This window comes from Duganella sp. OV510, from assembly GCF_900100205.1.
GTDB lineage: Bacteria > Pseudomonadota > Gammaproteobacteria > Burkholderiales > Burkholderiaceae_D > Rugamonas.
Genome location: NZ_FNEQ01000001.1, coordinates 541535 through 559854, shown reverse-complemented (window position 1 = coordinate 559854; position 18320 = coordinate 541535). Strand labels below are relative to the sequence as shown.

11 protein-coding genes are annotated in these 18320 nt (G+C 64.2%); 6 read left to right on the top strand and 5 right to left on the bottom strand.

The genetic code is table 11. The annotated features are described in order from the left end of the window. Positions 1–167: 167 nt before the first annotated feature. Positions 168–2420: a carboxy terminal-processing peptidase gene (locus BLS51_RS02610; RefSeq protein ID WP_090178749.1), complete on the top strand. Its 2253-nt coding sequence runs from the start codon at positions 168–170 to the stop codon at positions 2418–2420. Positions 2421–2683: 263 nt separating this feature from the next. Next, on the top strand, positions 2684–4831 hold the full coding sequence (locus BLS51_RS02605) for a gluconolaconase (protein ID WP_229207410.1): 2148 nt from the start codon (positions 2684–2686) through the stop codon (positions 4829–4831). A gap of 11 nt (positions 4832–4842) precedes the next feature. Here the strand turns inward: BLS51_RS02605 and BLS51_RS02600 are convergent, their stop codons facing one another. Beyond that, complete coding sequence (locus BLS51_RS02600) at positions 4843–5100, bottom strand: NHLP-related RiPP peptide (RefSeq protein ID WP_090178755.1); 258 nt, start codon at positions 5098–5100, stop codon at positions 4843–4845. Positions 5101–5240: 140 nt separating this feature from the next. Between BLS51_RS02600 and BLS51_RS02595 the strand changes: the two genes are divergently transcribed. Next, the gene (locus tag BLS51_RS02595; protein WP_090178758.1) at positions 5241–6401 is read left to right on the top strand and encodes a putative peptide maturation dehydrogenase; all 1161 of its coding nucleotides are present in this window, start codon (positions 5241–5243) and stop codon (positions 6399–6401) included. Here BLS51_RS02595 and BLS51_RS02590 read toward each other — a convergent pair. From BLS51_RS02590 to BLS51_RS02575, 4 genes are all read right to left on the bottom strand, one after another. After that, positions 6398–11260, bottom strand: a complete 4863-nt coding sequence (locus BLS51_RS02590) for a hybrid sensor histidine kinase/response regulator (RefSeq protein ID WP_175472497.1) — start codon at positions 11258–11260, stop codon at positions 6398–6400. The genes BLS51_RS02595 and BLS51_RS02590 overlap by 4 nt on opposite strands. A gap of 170 nt (positions 11261–11430) precedes the next feature. Then, complete coding sequence (locus BLS51_RS02585; protein ID WP_229207411.1) at positions 11431–12630, bottom strand: DUF4861 family protein; 1200 nt, start codon at positions 12628–12630, stop codon at positions 11431–11433. 19 nt (positions 12631–12649) lie between these two features. After that, on the bottom strand, positions 12650–14050 hold the full coding sequence (locus BLS51_RS02580) for a glycoside hydrolase family 88/105 protein (RefSeq protein WP_229207412.1): 1401 nt from the start codon (positions 14048–14050) through the stop codon (positions 12650–12652). Beyond that, entirely contained in the window at positions 14047–15354 is a 1308-nt protein-coding gene (locus BLS51_RS02575; RefSeq protein ID WP_090180737.1) for an MFS transporter, read from the bottom strand. The genes BLS51_RS02580 and BLS51_RS02575 overlap by 4 nt, the downstream gene beginning before the upstream one ends. 71 nt (positions 15355–15425) lie before the next feature. Between BLS51_RS02575 and BLS51_RS02570 the strand changes: the two genes are divergently transcribed. The 3 genes from BLS51_RS02570 (at position 15426) to BLS51_RS02560 (ending at position 18316) form a co-directional block, all read left to right on the top strand. After that, the gene (locus BLS51_RS02570) at positions 15426–15878 is read left to right on the top strand and encodes a winged helix-turn-helix transcriptional regulator (protein WP_090178771.1); all 453 of its coding nucleotides are present in this window, start codon (positions 15426–15428) and stop codon (positions 15876–15878) included. 100 nt (positions 15879–15978) lie between these two features. Beyond that, the gene (locus BLS51_RS02565) at positions 15979–17169 is read left to right on the top strand and encodes an acyl-CoA dehydrogenase family protein (RefSeq protein ID WP_090178775.1); all 1191 of its coding nucleotides are present in this window, start codon (positions 15979–15981) and stop codon (positions 17167–17169) included. A 10-nt stretch (positions 17170–17179) separates the two neighbouring features. Next, positions 17180–18316 (top strand): acyl-CoA dehydrogenase family protein, encoded by a 1137-nt coding sequence (locus BLS51_RS02560; RefSeq protein WP_090178779.1) that lies wholly within the window; start codon positions 17180–17182, stop codon positions 18314–18316. Positions 18317–18320 lie beyond the last annotated feature (4 nt).

Genomic DNA, 18320 nt, shown 5'->3' with positions numbered 1-18320 from the left:
TATTTATACTTAGTAAAATCGTGTTACCGGATGTTTCGTTTCAGCCATCTTTAAGCTTAGGCGGGGAAACTGTGAAATACCAGCCCCGTGCAAGTCCGCCTCCCTGTAGAATGAGATTGCACACATTTACGCAACAAATTTATTCATATATGTTTCGGAGTAAGCCGATGAAGAAGCAAATGCTGTTGGTGGCCGTGCTCGCGGCCCTGTCAGTTCAGGCCGGTATCGCCGCGCCAGAGAAAGCGGCGGACACCCCCCTCAAGCCGTTGCCAGGCCAGACCATGGCGGCCCGCTTTACCTCCGTAGTGCTGGGCAAGGCCCACTACAAGCCCTTGCCGCTGGACGATGCGATGTCGGAAAAGATCTTCGACCGCTATTTCAAGTCGCTGGACGCGGAGAAAATGTTCTTCACGCAGGCGGATATCGACCAGTATTCGATCGTGCGCACCCGCCTGGACGACGCCATCAATACTGAAAACCTCAGCGTGCCGTTTGCCATCTTCAACCTGTACCAGCAGCGCTTCAACGAGCGCATCGCCTATGCGCGCGAACTGGTCAAGCAGGGCAAGTTTGAATTCGCTTCCGACGAAAGCTATCAGTACGACCGCGAGAAGGTCGACTGGGCCAAGAGCGACGCCGAGGTCAAGGACCTGTGGCGCAAGCGTGTCAAGAATGAATGGCTGCGCCTGAAGCTGGCCGGCAAGGACGACAAGTCCATCCGCGAGACGCTGGACAAGCGCTATGAAGGCTACCTGAGCCCGTCGCGCAAGCTGACCAGCGAAGATGTGTTCCAGATCTTCATGAACGCGTATGCGATGTCGATCGAGCCGCACACCAACTACCTGGGCCCGCGCGCCGCCGACAACTTCGACATCGCCATGCGCCTGTCGCTGGAAGGCATCGGCTGCGTGCTGCAATCGCGCGACGATTACACCGTGGTGCGCGAGGTGGTGACCGGCAGTCCGGCCGGCCTGTCCGGCAAGGTCAAGGTCGGCGACAAGATCGTTGGCGTGGCCAAGGACGAGAAGACGCCGATGACCGAGGTGATGGGCTGGCGCCTGGATGACGTGGTGGCGCTGATCCGCGGTCCGAAGGATTCGACCGTCAAGCTGGAAATCATTCCGGCCGATGCCGGACCGGACGGCAAGCACACCTTTGTCACGCTGGTGCGCCAGAAGATCAGCATGGAAGAGCAGTCGGCCAAGAAATCCATCTATGAAGTCAAGGATGGCAACGCCAAGCGCCGCGTCGGCGTGATTTCGCTGCCGACCTTCTATATGGACTTCGAGGCGCGCCGCAAGGGCGACAAGGACTTCAAGAGCGCCACCCGCGACGTCAAGCGCCTGCTGGTCGAGCTGAAGAAGGACAAGGTTGACAATGTGCTCATCGACCTGCGCAACAATGGCGGCGGCTCGCTGAGCGAGGCGGTCGAGCTGACCGGCCTGTTCATCGACAAGGGCCCGGTGGTGATGCAGCGCACCGGTGACAACAAGGTCGAGGTGGAAAGCGACACCGATCCGGGCATGGCCTGGGATGGCCCGATGGGCGTGCTGATCAATCGTGGTTCGGCCTCGGCGTCGGAGATCTTTGCGGCGGCGATCCAGGATTACGGCCGTGGCATCATCATCGGCGAGCCAAGCTTCGGCAAGGGCACGGTGCAGACGCTGTTCGACCTGAACCGCTTTGCGCCGGGCGAGAAAACCCGTTACGGCGAGCTGAAATACACGGTGGCGCAGTTCTTCCGCATCAACGGCGGCACCACCCAGCTGCGCGGCGTCACGCCGGATATCAAGCTGCCGACCATGGGCGATTCCGACCAGTATGGCGAGTCGAGCTATGAGAACGCCTTGCCGTGGACGCAGATCAAGCCAGCCGTCTATATTCCGGCTGGCGAGATCAAGGATATCCTGCCGTTGCTGGACAAGCGGCATGATGCACGCGTCTCCAAGGACAAGGACTTCCAGTATCTGCTGGAAGACATCGCCCTGGTGAAGAAACAGCGCAAGGAAAATTCGGTGTCGCTGAACGAAGTGGTGCGCCGCAAGGAACGCGACCAGCAGGAATCGCGCTCCAAGCTGCGTGAGGCGCGTCTGTTGTCGCCGGTGCCTGGCGCGGACGATCCTATCCTGTTGCCTGATCCGAAAGAGGCGCTGAATAAGGCGATCTCGGCATCGGCCAAGCCGGCAGGCAAGGCGGCGCAGAAGGTGGCTGGCGTCAAAGGCGCGTTGCGTAGCGACGACGGCCTGCAAGGCTCGGAGCGTTCGCTGGCAGCCGAGCTGGAAGCCGAAAAGCAGGCCAAGGCGGCCAAGGATGTGTTGCTGAACGAAGCGGTGCACATCATGGGCGATGAGGTTGGCCTGTTGAAGACCGATACCCGTCTGGCGGCCCGCGTGCTGCCTTACGCAGCCGACGGCAAGTAAGTTTTTCCGTTGTAAAAAGGCCCGCAGCGCTGAGTAATCAGTGTGCGGGCTTTTTATTTGCCCTTAATATGCGTTTGGTGAATTTCTACTATTCGAAATATAAATTGGATCTATATGCCGCGCCGCAGCATACTTCACCTGTCTCCTCTATTCTCCTCCAAGGAAATAGACTTCAGCCCGCTCCCTGAGCGGGCTTTTTTTTATGCCGCAATGTGGCCGACATCGGTTAAACTTTCCTGAAGTCAATCTTTAGGTCTCGGCAAGTGTCTCCAACTCAATTCAAAATCATCCTGGCGGTGCTGGCGCTTGGTGGCGCGGCCATAGGTGGCGGCATCGCTTATGTGCTGATCCAGCCTTCCGCGCAACATGCTGACGCGGCCAGGCCTGCTGTTGCCAAGGGCACGCTGGCGCATTGGCATGCGCGCGTGACGACCATGGCTGGCGATGGCCTGCCAGGCGGCAGCAACGGCAATCCCAAGCGCACGCGCTTTGCCGACCCGTTTGGCGTGGCGCTCGACCAGGCCGGCAATCTGTACATCTCGGACGGCGGTAATAACAACATCATCCGCAAGATCGACCTGAACGGCGTGACGTCGACGCTGGCTGGCGGCGTCGAAGGCTATGCCGAGGGCAGTGGCACCGCCGCCGCCTTCAACACGCCGTCCGGCATCGCCGTCGACGCCGCCGGCAATGTGTACGTGGCCGATACCGGCAACAACGCCATCCGCAAAGTGACGCCGGATGGCGTCGTCTCGACGCTGGCTGGCGACGGCCTGGCCGGTGACAAGGACGGCAAGGGCGCCAACGCCCAGTTCAACGGCCCGGTCGGTGTGGCGGTGGATGCCGCCGGTGTGGTGTATGTGAGCGATACCTATAACGATCGCATCCGCCGCATCGCGCCCGATGGCAGCGTGACCACCATCGCCGGCGGCAAGCGTGCCGGGCTGGTGGATGGCACCGCCGCGCAAGCCTTGTTCGACACGCCTACCGGCATCGCCATCAACGCCCATGGCGATCTGTTCATCGCCGACACCGCCAACCACGCGATACGCAAGCTGGCCAAGGACGGCACGGTCAGCACCGTCGCCGTCGCCAAGGATGACGACCGTGACGCGCTGCTGCGTTCCCCGGTCGCCATCGCATTGACCGCCGACGGCTATATTTACACCGCCAGCACCGCGCACGGCCGCCTGGCGCAGATCACGCCCAAGGGCGAGGCGGTAACGCTGCAGGACATCGACCACCCGGCCCAGCCGGGCTACGGCGCGGATGGCAGCGTGCGCCTGTACTCGCCGCGCAGCATCGCCGTCTACAAGGACGGCTCGCTGTTCGTCACTGACGCCGCCACGTTCCGGCTGCACCACGTCGCCCAGGTCAGCGCCGACACCGAGCCGGTGCCGGACGAGCCGCAACCGGGAGCGCCGTCGCACAGCGCCACCATGCCGTGGCCGCTGGCGCCGCAGAACAAGCCGCATGAAGTGGTTGGCCTGCTGGGCGAGGTGCGTGGCGATTTCAAGGGCGAAAGCCGCGATCATTTCCACGCCGGCCTGGATGTGCAGGGCGCCATCGGCACGCCGGTGCTGGCCATCAGCGCGGCCAAGGTCAGCGATCCGCGCGCCAGTTGGGGCTACGGCGAATTGTCGGAAGGGCTGGCGCTGGAGGGCATGTATTACGTCCACATGCGCGTGGGCCGGGACGCGCGCGACAAGCTGCTCAATGATCCGCGTTTCCTGCTGTCGCGGGGCGACAAGGGTGTGGCGGAAGCGGTGCGCATCAAGCGCGGTACGCGCTTTGTCGCCGGCGAAGCGCTTGGCACCATCAACCGCATGGCGCACGTGCACCTGGAGTACAAGCCGAATGGCGGCGCGCTCAATCCGCTGCGCCTGCCGTTCATCGACCTGGAAGACAGCATCCGCCCGCAGATTCACGCGATCAGCGTGACCGACGCCAGCGGCAAGCCGCTGACCGAGCAGCGCGAAGGCCGGCTGCGCATTCCACGCAGCCTGGGCGAGGTGCAGATCGTGGTGGACGCCAGCGATCAGATCAACGGCAACCAGCAGCGTCGCCGCCTCGGCCTGTACAAGCTGGGCTACCAGTTGCTGAACAAGGATGGCGAAGTCATCCCGGGCATGAACCAGCCGCTGATGACGCAGCAGTACGACCGTCTGCCGCGCAACCGCGAGGCGGTCAAGCTGGCCTATGCGGCCAGCAGTGGCATTACCGTGCATGGCGCCAGCGAGACGCGCTTTGCCTACGCCATCAACAACAAGCTGATGAACGGCAAGCTGACGCCGGGCGCCTGGAAAGTCGGGGAACTGGGGCCGGGCCACTACATCCTGCGCATCACTGCGGAGGACTTTGCCGGCAATGCAGCCGACCGCAACCGCGATCTGGCGGTCACGATCGACTAGGGAGGGGCTGCTTAAGCGGCAGCCAGCATGCCGGACAGCAGGAATGGAATCATGGTGCCGGTGCTTTCCACCTGGTTCAGCAGCTCGGTGCGTTCGGAGACGATTTCCGCCTTCGATGGCAGGCTGAGTTCTTCCGGCACGTCCTGCGCCGACAGAGTGATGCCCAGGCCGGCCAGCGCGGCGACCGGATCGTTCAGCAGGTGCGCGCGAAACTTGTCATCACTCGCCAGTTTATCGAGGATGGCGCTGAGTTCGTTGACAGTATGCATGATGGATTTAGCCCTTATAGAGAAGGATTAAGGTGCGCGCACGGCCGTGGCGCCCAGCTTCATGCTACGACAAACTTTTCAAATTGCCAAGACGTGCGCTAGACTCGTGCTCATTGCCATCCCGACCGGAGGATATGCCCATGAAACTACGCCGTTGCGCCGTTTTGTACGTCGAATCTCGCGAAGAACTCGCTATCGATTGGAAAGTCGTTCTGTCCGGCGGCAGTGCGCTGGCCGCCAGAACGCACTGGGTGGCGCTGGCGCCGCACCTGGACCTGGAGCTGACCATTGATGCCGCTCAGCTGGCCGCGCTGGGCGGCCTGAGCCACACGGTGTGGAGCGAGCGTGCAGCGGCCGAGCAGCAATATGGCGAGGCATGCGTGGCGCAATTGCTGGAACTGGGCCTGCTGATCGGCGATACGCCGCAATACGCCGGACAGCGTGAGCGTGACGACACCTTGCGCGCCACCCACTGGCGTCCACTGTCCGCGCTGGCGCATACCTATGGCCGCTGGCGCGGCGTCACCGAAGAAACCGGCATGGAGGCGCCAAGCTTCCAGGCGCTGCTGGAGCGCTATGGCGAACCACCACCACCCACTTTCGAGCTGGGCGAAGGCGCGGCCGTCAAGCTGCCCGGCGCCGCCGGCGGACGCATGGATGAGCAACTGCTGAAGCGCTATACCGGCCGCAACTTCGACCAGCAGGCCAGCGTGCCGCTGGAGGTCGCGGCGCGGCTGCTGCAGCGGACCTTTGGCGCGCAGGAAGTGCGCCAGGTCGGGCCGCATGCGTCGGTATTGAAGAAAACCAGTCCGTCGGGCGGCGGCCTGCATCCGGTCGAAGCTTTCGTACTGGTGCAGCGGGTGGACGGCGTGGCGCCCGGGCTGTACCACTATCATCCGCTGGAACATGAATTGCGGCCGCTGCGCGCGCTGGACAGCGATGCGGCGGCCGAGCTGGCGCGCTATATGCTGGCCGACCAGCACTGGCTGTCCACCGCGCCGTTGCAAGTGGTGCTGGTGGCGCGCATGGAGCGCAGTTTCTGGAAGTATCGCAATCACCAGAAAGCCTACCGCGCGCTGGCGCTGGACGCCGGGCACTTGTCGCAGACCTTCTACCTGCTGGCGACCGAGGCCGGTTACCCGGCCTTCATCACCGCCGCCATCAACGACGCCGATATCGAAAAGACGCTGGGGCTGGACCATCTGCGCCACGCGGTGATTGCGATGTGCGGCTGTGGCCCGGCCTCTACCGGTGAGCGCACCATGGTCGAGCTGCGCTACGGCGAGAAGGACGCGCTCTAGGCCTGGGTTTCCTGCGCCTGCAAGCCGTCGAGCACGGTGTCGAGGGCGGTGCTGAATGCCGCCAGTGCGGCATCGATAGGCGCGCCTGGCGACGAAGCCAGCAGTTCTTCCAGCTCGGTGGCGGTGCGGTGCAGTTCCGGCATCGACAGGTTGCCGGCGGCGCCGCGCACCTTGTGCACCAGCATTGCCGCCTGCGGGAAGTCGTGTTGCTCGATGGCGTGCAGCATCTGGGCGGCGCTGGCTTCAAAGTCGCTGGCGAAATGGCCCAGCAGCACGCTCAGCAGCTTGCTGTTGCCGCCCAGCCGTCCCAGCGCCGCATGCATATCGATGCCGGGCAGGGCGGGCATGCCATCGTCCTGCGTTGTGGCCTGCGCTGGCATGGCCGGCGCTGTGGCGGTCGCGGCGGGCCGTGGACGGCGCAACTGGCTGGCCAGCACGCTGAACAGGCGCTCCGGATCGATCGGCTTGGTGACATAGTCGTTCATGCCCATCACCAGGCTGCTATCCCGGAAACCGGCTACCGCATGTGCCGTCATGGCGATCAGCGGCAGCGCCGCGTGCTGCGTCTTGGCGCGGATGCGCGTGGTGGTCTCGTAGCCATCCATGCCCGGCATCTGGATATCCATCAGCACCGCGTCGTAGCTGGCCTGGTCGACCATCTGCAGCGCCTCGACGCCGCTGCCAGCCAGGTCCGCCTGTACGCCGGCGCGCAGCAGCACTTCCCGCGCCACTTGCTGATTGATGACATTGTCGTCCACCACCAGCACGCGCGCACCGCTGATGCGCTGGGCCGCGTCCGACAAGGCCGTCGAAGCTGCCACCTCCGGACGTGGCGGCGATGCCAGGCCCAGCCCCACCAGCACCGCATCCAGCAATTGCGCCGGCTGCACCGGCTTGACCAAGGTGGCGGCCACGCCGGTCCGTGGCGTGGCCTGTGCTGCTGGCTCGCGACTGAATTCGGTTTTCATCAGCACCAGCGGCAAGCCGGTGTCAACGCCTTCCAGCTCGCCGTCGAGCAGCACCAGGTCGGCCGCTTGCGTGGCCAGGTGGGCCATCGCTGCGGCGCCGCTGGCCGCCGCCGCCACCTCGAAGCCGTTGTGGCGCAGCAGGCGGCACAGCATGTCGCGCACCATGGCGCTGTCGTCGACCACCAGGATGCGCTGGCCGGCCGCTTCAGCGGGCAGGGCCGGCGGCGCCGGCTGTTCGCCAGGCTGGCGGTGCAGCGCCAGGTCGAAGTGGAAACGGCTGCCTAATCCTGGCGTGCTGTCGATGCCGATCACGCCGCCCATCGCCTGCACCAGCTGCTGCGAAATCGCCAGGCCGAGGCCGGTGCCGCCGTACAGGCGGGTGGTGCTGGTGTCGGCCTGCGAGAAGGCGCGGAACAGGCGCGCCTGCTGCTCGGCGCTGATGCCGACGCCGCTGTCTTCGACGATGAAGCGCAATCGCACCGGCTGGCCGTCCTCGACCAGTTCGACACGCAGGCCGATGTGGCCGTCGGCGGTGAACTTCAGCGCGTTGCCGACCAGGTTGACCAGCACCTGGTTCAGCCGCAGCGGATCGCCGACCAGCCGCAGCGGCACCTGTGGCTCGGCCCAGGCCAGCAGGTCCAGCCCTTTCTCGGCGGCGCGCCAGGAGAACAGGTCGCTGATCTGCGCCAGTGTTTCGCCCAGGTCGAACGGGACGGCCTCCAGCTCCAGCTTGCCGGACTCGATCTTGGCGAAGTCCAGCACGTCGTCGATGATGCTGAGCAGGTTCTGGCCGGCGCGGCCGATCTTGGTGAAGTAATCGTGCGGCTTGGCCGGCAGGTCGAGATGCGTGCCGAGGCCGGCGAAGCCGAGGATGGCGTTCATCGGCGTGCGGATCTCGTGGCTGATATTGGCCAGGAATTCACTCTTGGCGCGGGTGGACGCTTCGGCGTCGGCACGTGCCCGCTGGATGGCGCGGATGGCGCTGGCTTTCTGGAAGGCTGAAACGAAGGGCTCTTTCAGCGCCTTGAACATCTCCAGGTCCTTGCGCGCAAACGGCGCTCCCTGCTTGAAGACCAGGTAGCCCTGCACCTGCTGATTGACGCGGATGCGCACCGCCAGCATGGTGCTTTGCTTGAGGAACATGTCCGGCGCGATGACGGTGGCGGCGTCGACAAACTGCGCCTGCGCGGCGGCTGGCGCCATGCCGGCGGCAGCCGATGGCAGCGCGTCGTGGCCCCAGGCGGCGCGGATCGCCAGCGGGCCGTCCGGCACCTCGGCAATCAGCGCATAGGCGACGCCGACTTCACCGATTGCCGACGATTCGCGCAGGATGGTGTGCAGCAGGGTGTCGAAATCCAGCTCGTCATTGATCGATTTGACGATGGCGTGCACCCGCTCCAGGTGCAGCGTGCGCGAATACACCTGCTGCTGCAGGTTGCGCACGCGCCAGCGGTACACGCCCCAAGCGCAGGCCAGCACCGTCAGCACCGCGCCCAGCCGCGCCCACCAGGTCTGATACCAGGCTGGCAGGAAATGCAGTTCCATGCTCAGCTCGTGCGGGCTCCAGACGCCGTTGCGGTTACTGCCGCGCATAGACAGCCGATAGCTGCCGGGCGGCACATTGGCGTAGGTGGTGGCGCGGTGGCTGGCGTCGGCTTCGACCCAGTCCTTGTCATAGCCGTCCAGCCGGAAGGCATAACGGTTGCGCTGGCTGGACGAGTAGTCCAGCGCGGCGATTTCCACCTCGACCTTGCGCGTGCCTGGCGCTATTTCCAGCGCCGGCCCGCCTGCGGTCAGCAGCGCGGCTGGCGGCACCAGCTGGCTGTCCAGCCGCACCGAGCTGACCACCAGCGGCGGCTGGTAGCGCCAGGTTTGCGGCAGCACCGGCTGCACCACCACGTAGCCGCCCGAGGTGCCGAAGACGATTTCATGATGTGCCGTCTTGCCGACCGCGCCGACGAAGTACGGCTGGAACACCAGCCCGCTGCTGCGGTCCAGCGTATGCACCTTGAAGGTGCTGGCGTCAATCACAGCGATGCCGTCCGAGGTCGACGCCCAGACGTTGCCGGCCTGGTCGGCCTGCAAGGCGCCGATATTGTTGACCGGCAGGCCTTCCTGCATGCGCAGCTTGCGGAAACGGTAGCTGCCGTCGGCATTGCGGCCGTCCATGATGCCGATGCCGTTGCTGTTGGTGCCGACCCACAGGCGATGCTGCTGGTCGAAGGTCAGGCTGGTGATGACACTGTGCGGCAGCGCGTTGGCGCGGTCGCTGCTGGACAGGATATGCTCGATCTGGCCGGTGGCCGGATCAAAGCGGTTCAGCCCGTGGCGCGTGCCCAGCCACAGCATGCCGTCCGGGCCGACCCGCATGATGGTGACGCGGCTGTCGCTCAGACCGCCTTCTGCAGGCGGGCCCTGTTCGTAGATGCGCACCGCGTGGCTGCGCAAGTTGTAGCGCATCAGGCCCGATGGCAGGGACAGCCACAGTGTCTCGCCCAGCTGCACGATGCTGCCGATGCGCGGATACGGATCGTCCAGCGGCAGCGCTACCCGCCGCACGCGCTGGCCGCGTTCGCTGGTGTGGTACAGGCCCAGCGCGGTACCGATCCAGGCTTCGTGCGGCTCGGCTTCGGCCAGGCTGAGGATCAGGCGATTGGGCAGGGCATCGTCGGGCTTGCCCGGATCGGGGCGCAGGCCGGCGCTGCGGTTGCCGTCGGCGTCGATCAGGTCGATGCCCTGGTCGCCCAGTGCCACCCACAGCCGGCCGCCGGTGTCGGTCATGAAGGCAAAGGCGGAGATTTCGCTGAGGCCGGCGCCATCCAGCACCGTATCGACGTTGCGGTTAGCGGGGTTGTGGATATCGACGCCGCGCTCGTTGGCCACCCATATCAGGCCGCTGCGGTCGCGCAGCACGGCGGCGGTGCGGTCGTGGGCCAGGCTGATGCTCATGGCCGCGCGGTGCACGATGCGGCGGCTGTGGCCGGCGGTATCGAACTCGATCACGCCGCCACCGTAAGTGGCGGCCCACCAGGTGCCGGGAAGGATCTCGGCGATCGACAGTACCATGGCGCTGCTGGCATCCTTGATCTGGCTCAGCGGCAGCAGGCGTGCGCTGTCGCCGGCGTGGGCCACGCCGATGCCGCTCTTGAGCGTGCCGAACACCACTTCGCCGGCGCTGCTGCTGCCCAGCGACAGCACCGCGTCGTTCAGCCCGTTGGCCATGGGCAGGTCTTCGATCATGCCGGTGACGGCGTCGCGCCGCGCCAGGCCAGCGTTCGAGCCTATCCACAGATGGCCGGCGCGGTCCACCAGCAGTGCGCGGACCTGGTTGGCGCGCGCGCCGCCCATGGCGCTGGCGGCGCGCGGATAATGGGTGATGGCGCCGCCTTTCTGCAAGTCGATGTAATCCAGGCCGCCGGCGGAACCGACCCAGATGTTGCCGCGCTCATCGCTGGCCAGCGACGACACTGCCGGACTGCTCAGGCCCTTGGGACCGGCCGGATAGCGGATGAAACGCTCGCTGCGCTTGTCGTACATGGCGACGCCATCGGTGGTGGTGCCGATCCACAGGCGGCCCTGGCGGTCGACATGCAGCGTTTGCACAAAGTCGCCGGGCAACGAGTGCGGATCGTCGGCCTTGTAGAAGAAATTGCGCATGCGGTAGCCATCCCAGCGGCCGAGTCCGGATTGCGTGCCAAACCAGATGAAGCCATCGCCATCCTGGGCGACGGTCATGACGATCGGGCTGGGGAAGCCGCGCTCGGCCGGCACCAGGTGTTCGAACATGGTGGGCGCCAGCTTTTGCCATGGCGTTGGCGTGGCGCCGGCCGGCAGGATCAAGGCCAGCGCCAGAGCGGTCGCGCCGGCAAGTAGGGAAAGAAAATCTCGCACAAGTAACCGTATAGGAGTCCCCATGCCCGATAGCAAGGGGCGTTACACCCTCAAAGCATACGGAATTGTTAGTCTCAAGTCTATAAAATTACCGTGCGAAAAAAAACCGGGGTCAGTTCTGCCAAACGTACACGAACTCATGTACGTTTGGCAGAACTGACCCCCGGAGTTTAAGGGGTGACGGTGGCTTTGAGGGGGTGGGTGGCGCGGGCGGCCATTTGCTTGACCTTTTCTTGCCACTCGGCCTGCGTTTTGACGTGGCCGGCGCGGTCCCAGGCGGCGCCGATGTAGTAGCGCAACGGTTTGCCGGATTCGACTGGCGCCAGGATCAGCTCGTTCAGCGGGTCTTCGGTGATGCCGCTGGCGCTCGGCAGCACGATGGCGGTGCCAAAGGCGCCGTTGCTGTTTTGCGTGACCCATTGTGTCAGCGCCACACCGTCGCGGCCGACCGTGATTTTTTCGTTCTGCTTCTTGTCGGCCGGCTTTTTGTTCAGGCCGACGGCTGCAGTCAGGGTCTGCGGGCCGCTGAAGGTGAAGGTGCTGTCCATGGTGTCGAAGTCCTGGCCGGCGTCGACCGTGAAACGCTTGACTTCGCTGACCTTGGCGCCCGCCGCGTCCCAGCTGTCGTACGTCAGCTCGAAGACGCTACGGATCGGGCCGTTGGCCAGCACTTTCCACGAGGCGTAGTTGCGGCCGACATACAGCTGCTTGCCGTCCCACACGCCGGTGCCACCGGCGCCGCGCGATTTGCCGACGTTGTACATGTCCATGCCTTCACCTTCGTCGTGATGGTAGTGGTCATGGCCTTTGTTGTACCAGCGGTCGACGATCGGGTAGGCAACGCGCTTGAACCAGATGTCCAGCCCGCTCGTGACCAGCACTTCCTTGCCGACGCCAGCCGTGTCCGGCGCCGCCAGTGCCGGGCCGTAGGTGCGGTGCGCCACGTGGTCGTTTTCCCAGCCGAAGTCGTCCAGGCGCTCCGGCACATAGCGGGCAAAGGTCTTCGGTGCGAACGGCTGCGTGACGGTCTCGGTTTTTTCGACGGTGAACGTGGCTTTTTGCTCGCCCTTGGCAAAGCTGTGCTGGAAGAACAGCTCGCCATAGGCGATGCCGACGTTGTTCGGGTCCTTGGCCTGCGGCGCGATATTGCTGACCTGGTAGGGCAGGATGTTGCCCTTGCTGTCTTTGATCGCGATTCTCTGGATCAGCGCGCCAGGCAGCACGCGGTTGATCTCGCTCCATGGCACGGCGATGGTTTCCGACGGGCGCGCCTGGTCCAGATCGTTGGTGACGGTGATACGCGCCAATTCGGCCGCGCTCAGCGTAGCGCTGGCCAGTGCGGCGGCAGCAGCGATAGGTAACAAATACATACGCATTCCGGTCATCTCCTTATTCGTGGCTGTAGTTGGTGGCGCCGGCATCTTTCGGCACGTAGTGGTAGGTGCGCAACTTGACCTGGATGTCGAGCTTCGGATTGTTGAGCAGCTTGATCATCTCGGCGCCGGCCAGCAGCGCCGGTCCGTAGCCGTGCAGCGCGTCGACGCTGGTCGGACGATTGTAGTAGTAGATGTGATCGCTGGCGAAGGTGGTGCCGACGCAGGTGCCTTCGACCTGGCCGCGCGCGTTGATGCGGGTGGTCAGGCCGACCCAGCCGGCCTGGGCGATCGAGCCATAGGTGGCGGCGTTGATCCAGCCTTCATTGATGGCGTGCGCGATCACGTAGGTGAACATGGCGCTGGCCGAGGTTTCCAGGTAGGAGTCGTTACGGTCCAGCATCTGGTGCCACAGGCCGGTGCCCGATTGCAGCTCGGCGATGCCACGCAGGCTGAGGCGCAGCTGCGCCAGCACTTTCGGATAGCCTGGATGGTCCTTCGGCAGCACGTCCAGCAGGTCGCTCATGGTCAGCACCGCCCAGCCGTTGGCGCGCGCCCAGTAGAAGCGCGGCGCGTCCGGATTGTTGGCGTTCCAGCCGTGGGTGTACAGGCCCAGCTGCGGATTGAACAGGTATTGCGACATCTGCAGCACGTTCTTGACGGCGTCGTCGTAGTATTCGCGCTTGCCGGTCAGATGGCCCATTTCGGCCAGCGCCGGCACGCCCATGTACATATCGTCGGCCCACAGCGAGACGGCTTGCGGACGCTCGCGCGCCAGCGTGCCGTCTTTCAGGCGGAATTGCTTTTTGTAGACCCAGTTGCTGCACGTTTCGATGAACTGGCTCATGTCCGGGCCGATCTTGGCGAACTTGGCACGTATCATGGCGGCGCACATGGAGCCGGCGTCATCCAGCGAGCGCGGTTCGAGGACGCGTGCGAAGCTGTTGGCGCGCTTCAGGCTGAACTGCTGTTCCTGGGCCTTGAAGTAGGGATATTTGTCGGCGATGAACTGGAAGTGGCGCGCGGTCATCGCGGTGTATTTCTTGTCGCCGGTGACGCTGGCGGCTTTCATCAGGCCGGCGTGGACGACGCCCATTTCGTAGACCTGGATGCCCCATTCGGCGCTGCTCGGCTCGACGACGGCGTCGGCCACCGGCTTGCTGAAGTCGGTGATCTGGAGGCCGCTGTCCTTATGGATCACCTTGGTTGGCGTGGTGGCTTCCATGTAGCCGCGTATCCGGTCCAGCGAGGCAGTGATTTCGGCGACGGTCGGCTTTTTGTACAGCACTGGATAGGTGCCTTCGCCGGCGTCGTAGACGCTCTTGTTGTCCGGATTACGGTAAGGGCCTTCAGCGTGGACTGGAAGGGCGAGCAGGGTAGCGGCGACAGCCGCGATCAGTGCGGTTGGGGAGGTCACGGGTTTTCGTCTCTTTGTTGTTGTAAAACGTTTATTTGGTCGAACCATTCTAAATTGGTCCGGCCACTTTTGCAATCCGGACAGGCCACTTTTGTTGTGGCCGCCCAGAAGACGAGGGCAGCAAGGCTGAGGCCGCCGCCCAGCAGGCAGACGCCGTTCCAGCCTGCCAAGGCGTGAACCTGCGTGGCCGCCAGCGCGCCACCGCCGCTGCCCAGCGCGTAGAACAGCATGTAGGCGCCTATCAGCCTGCTGTGCTCGCCTCGGGCGGTTTGCAAGATCAGGCTCTGGTTGGTGGCGTGAAGTGCTTGCACGCCCAGATCCAGCGCCAGGATGCCAATCACCAGCGCCGCCAGCGAGTGCGGCGCCATGGCGAGTGGCAGCCAGGCGAGCGTCATCAGCGCGAGCGCGGCGGCGCTGGTGTATTGCGCATGGCCTTGATCGGCCCAGTAGCCGGCGCGCGCGGCCGCCAGTGCACCAGCCATGCCGACCAGGCCGAAGGCGCCGATTGCTGTGTGCGAGTACTCGTAGGGCGGGGCGCTCAGCAGGAAGACCAGCGCGCTCCAGAAGGCGCCGAACACGGCGAACATCAGCAGCGCAATCATGCCACGCACTTGCAGCATGCGGTTGTGCCGCAGCAGCGTGAACATTGAGGCGAGCAGGCCGAAGTAGGACAATTGCGCCGGTTGGCCGGCGGCTGACAGAGGGGCACGCCGTGCATGCGATGGGCTTTGCCTTGGCGCGAAAACCGGGAGCGGGGTCAGCTTCGGCAGCCTGCGCCATAGCAGCGCGGCGAGGGCGAGCATGATGGCGGCAGAGGCTGCATAGACACCGCGCCAGCCGGCCAGGTCGGCAATCAACCCGGCGAACACACGTGCCAGCAGCAGCCCGGCCACCACGCCGCTCTGCGCCGCGCCGACCACGCGTCCACGTTCGTCCGCAGTTGTGGCGCTGGCCGCATAGGCGATCAGGCCCTGCGTCATCGCGGTGCCAAGCATGCCCACGGCCAGCATGCCAGCCATCAAAGCCGCCGTACTATGCGCCAGGCAAACACAGGCCAGGGCGACAACCAGCCCACCCACCTGCCACAGCATCAGGCGCCGGCGTGGCAGCATATCGCCCAACGGCACAAGCAACAGCAACGCCAAGACGCTGCCAGCCTGCGTCGCGGTGATGATGCCGCCGACCGCCGCCAGGCCGACGCCAAAATCCGCCGCCAACGCGTCCAGCAAGGGCTGCGCGTAATACACATTGGCGACACTCAGCCCGCAGGCGCAGGCAAACAACAATACTAAAGAACGCGGCACGATCAGCCTCCAATCCAGTTGCAAAATAAAACTTCTTGCAGCCTACCGTAAACCAGTTTTAAAATGCAACCATGGCCAAACGAAAATCCCTGCAAAATGACGATTGCCCGGTCGCCCGCGCGGTCGACCTGGTCGGCGACCGCTGGTCCATGCTGATCATTCGCGACGCCATGGACGGCATCCGCCGCTTCGGCGATTTCCAGCGCAACCTCGGCGTCGCCCGCAATATCCTGTCCGACAGGCTGGGCGCGCTGGTGGAATACGGCCTGCTCGCGATCCAGCCAGCATCTGACGGCAGCGCCTACCAGGAATACGTGCTGACGGCCAAAGGCGAAAGCCTGTTCCCGGCCATCGTCGCCTTGCGCCAATGGGGCGAGCGCCACCTGTTTGCGCCCGGCGAAGCCCATTCCACGCTGGTCGACAAAGCCAGCGGCAAGCGCGTGGCTGTCATGCAGCCCCATGATCACGAAGGTAAGGTATTGAAAGCCACGCATGCTGTGGTGAAAAAGCTTGCTTCGAAGTGAAGAAATTCCACCAATCTGTCGCCTTTTTCAAGAACATGGGAGTAGAATGGATTTGAACGGTCGTGCTTTTTTAGCGCGGCCGTAAAAACAAGGAGACAGCATGGATTTGACTTACACGGCTGCGGACCTGGCATTTCGCGACATGGTGCGCGGTTTCCTGGACACCAACCTGCCAAGCGACCTGCAAAAGAAAGTCCGCAACCACCTGCGTCTGAGCCGCCAGGATTATGTGCGCTGGCATCAGATCGTCGCCCGTCAGGGCTGGTCGGCGCCGGCCTGGCCGGTGGAGTACGGCGGACCGGGCTGGACGCCCACCCAGCGCCACATCTGGGAAGAAGAGTGCGCCCGGGCCGGCACGCCGCCCATCCTGCCGTTCGGCGTCAATATGGTGGCACCGGTCATCATGGCCTTCGGCAATGAGGCGCAAAAAGCCCACTACCTGCCGCGCATCCTGAATTGCGACGACTGGTGGTGCCAGGGCTATTCCGAACCGGGCTCCGGTTCCGATCTGGCATCGCTGAAAACCACCGCCGAGCGCGCGGGCGACCATTACATCGTCAACGGCCAGAAGACCTGGACCACGCTGGCCCAGCACGCCGACATGATCTTCTGCCTGGTGCGTACCGACAGCAGCGTGCGCAAGCAGGAAGGCATCTCCTTCCTGCTGATCGACATGAAGACGCCGGGCATCACCGTGCGTCCCATCATCATGCTGGACGAAGACCACGAGGTGAACGAAGTCTTCTTCGACAACGTCAAGGTGCCGGTGCAAAACCTGATCGGCCAGGAAAACAAGGGCTGGACCTATGCCAAATACCTGCTGGGCCACGAGCGCACCGGCATTGCGGCGGTGGGCCGCTCCAAGCGCGAACTGCTGTTCCTGAAAAAAATCGCGTCCGAGCACTACAAGCACGGCAAGCCGCTGATGCAGGACCCGGTGTTCGCCGCCAAGATCGCCAGCCTGGAAATCGACCTGATGGCGCTGGAAACCACCGTGCTGCGCGTGTTGACGCGTGAAGACCACGCGCCCGGCCCGGAAGCCTCGCTGCTGAAAGTGCGCGGCACCGAAATCCAGCAGTTGCTGACCGAGCTGATGATCGAAACGCTCGGCCCCGGTGCGCTGCCATTCGATACCGACTACCTGGAAGGCAAGACCGACCACGCGGTTACCGGCGACGATGCGGGCGCGCCGCTGACCGCGTATTACTTCAACTACCGCAAGACCTCAATCTACGGTGGCTCGAACGAGATACAGAAAAATATCATCTCCCAGATGATTCTGGGCCTGTAAGGGAGCGGCGATGGATTTCAATTTCAACGAAGAACAACAGCAATTCGCCGATGCGCTGCGTCGCTGGGTGGACAAGGACTACAGTTTCGACACGCGCAAGCGCATCATTCACTCCGCCAGCGGCGTGTCGGATGTGGCATGGAATACGCTGGTGGAACTGGGCATGACGGCCTTGCCGGTGCCGGAGGCGCAGGGAGGCTTCAACGGCAACGCGGTCGACATGCTGGTGGTGATGCAGGAGCTGGGACGTGGCCTGGTGGTCGAGCCGTATTTCTCCACGGTCTGGGGCGCGAAGTTCCTGCAACTGGCGGGCAATCAGCATCACCGGCTGGAAGACGTGGCCAAGGGTGAGCTGAAACTGGCGTGTGCGCTGACGGAAAAACACTCGCGCCACGATCTGGCCGACGTCAAGACCATCGCCAGCATCAACGGCGAAGGCTACCGCATTGATGGCACCAAGACGGTGGTGATTCACGGCGGGCAGGCGGGCGCGCTGATTGTTTCAGCCCGCAGCGCCGGCACGCAGCGTGACACCAACGGCATCAGCCTGTTTGTGGTGCCGACCGATACCAGCGGCGTCGTCATCAAGGACTACCGCACGATTGACGGCCAGCGCGCGGCGACGGTGCAGTTCAACCATGTGGCGGTGCCGGCGTCGGCGTTGCTGGGCAAGCTGGGTGGTGGCTGGGACATGCTGGAGGAGGCGGCCGATTACGGCGTCAGCCTGCTGTGCGCGGAAGCGGTCGGCGCGATGGACGCCATCTTCAACGCCACGCTGGAGTATCTGAAGACGCGCAAGCAGTTCGGCATCGCCATTGGCAGCTTCCAGTCGCTGCAGCACCGGATGGCCGATATGTATGTGCACCTGGAGCAGGCGCGCTCGATGGCGATGCTGGTGGCGGCACGCATGGCGTGCGATGCGGAGGAGCGCCGGCGGGTGGCGTCTGCGGCCAAGGTGCGCATCGGCCAGGCGGCCAAGTTCATCGGCCAGCAGGCGGTGCAGCTGCACGGCGGCATGGGCGTCACCGACGAACTGCCGGCCGCGCATCACTTCAAGCGCTTGACGATGATCGAGCTGACGCTAGGTGATGTAGACCACCACCTCGAACGCTTCGCGGCGCAGCGCGGGTTCCAGCAGCATTCGTGACGAA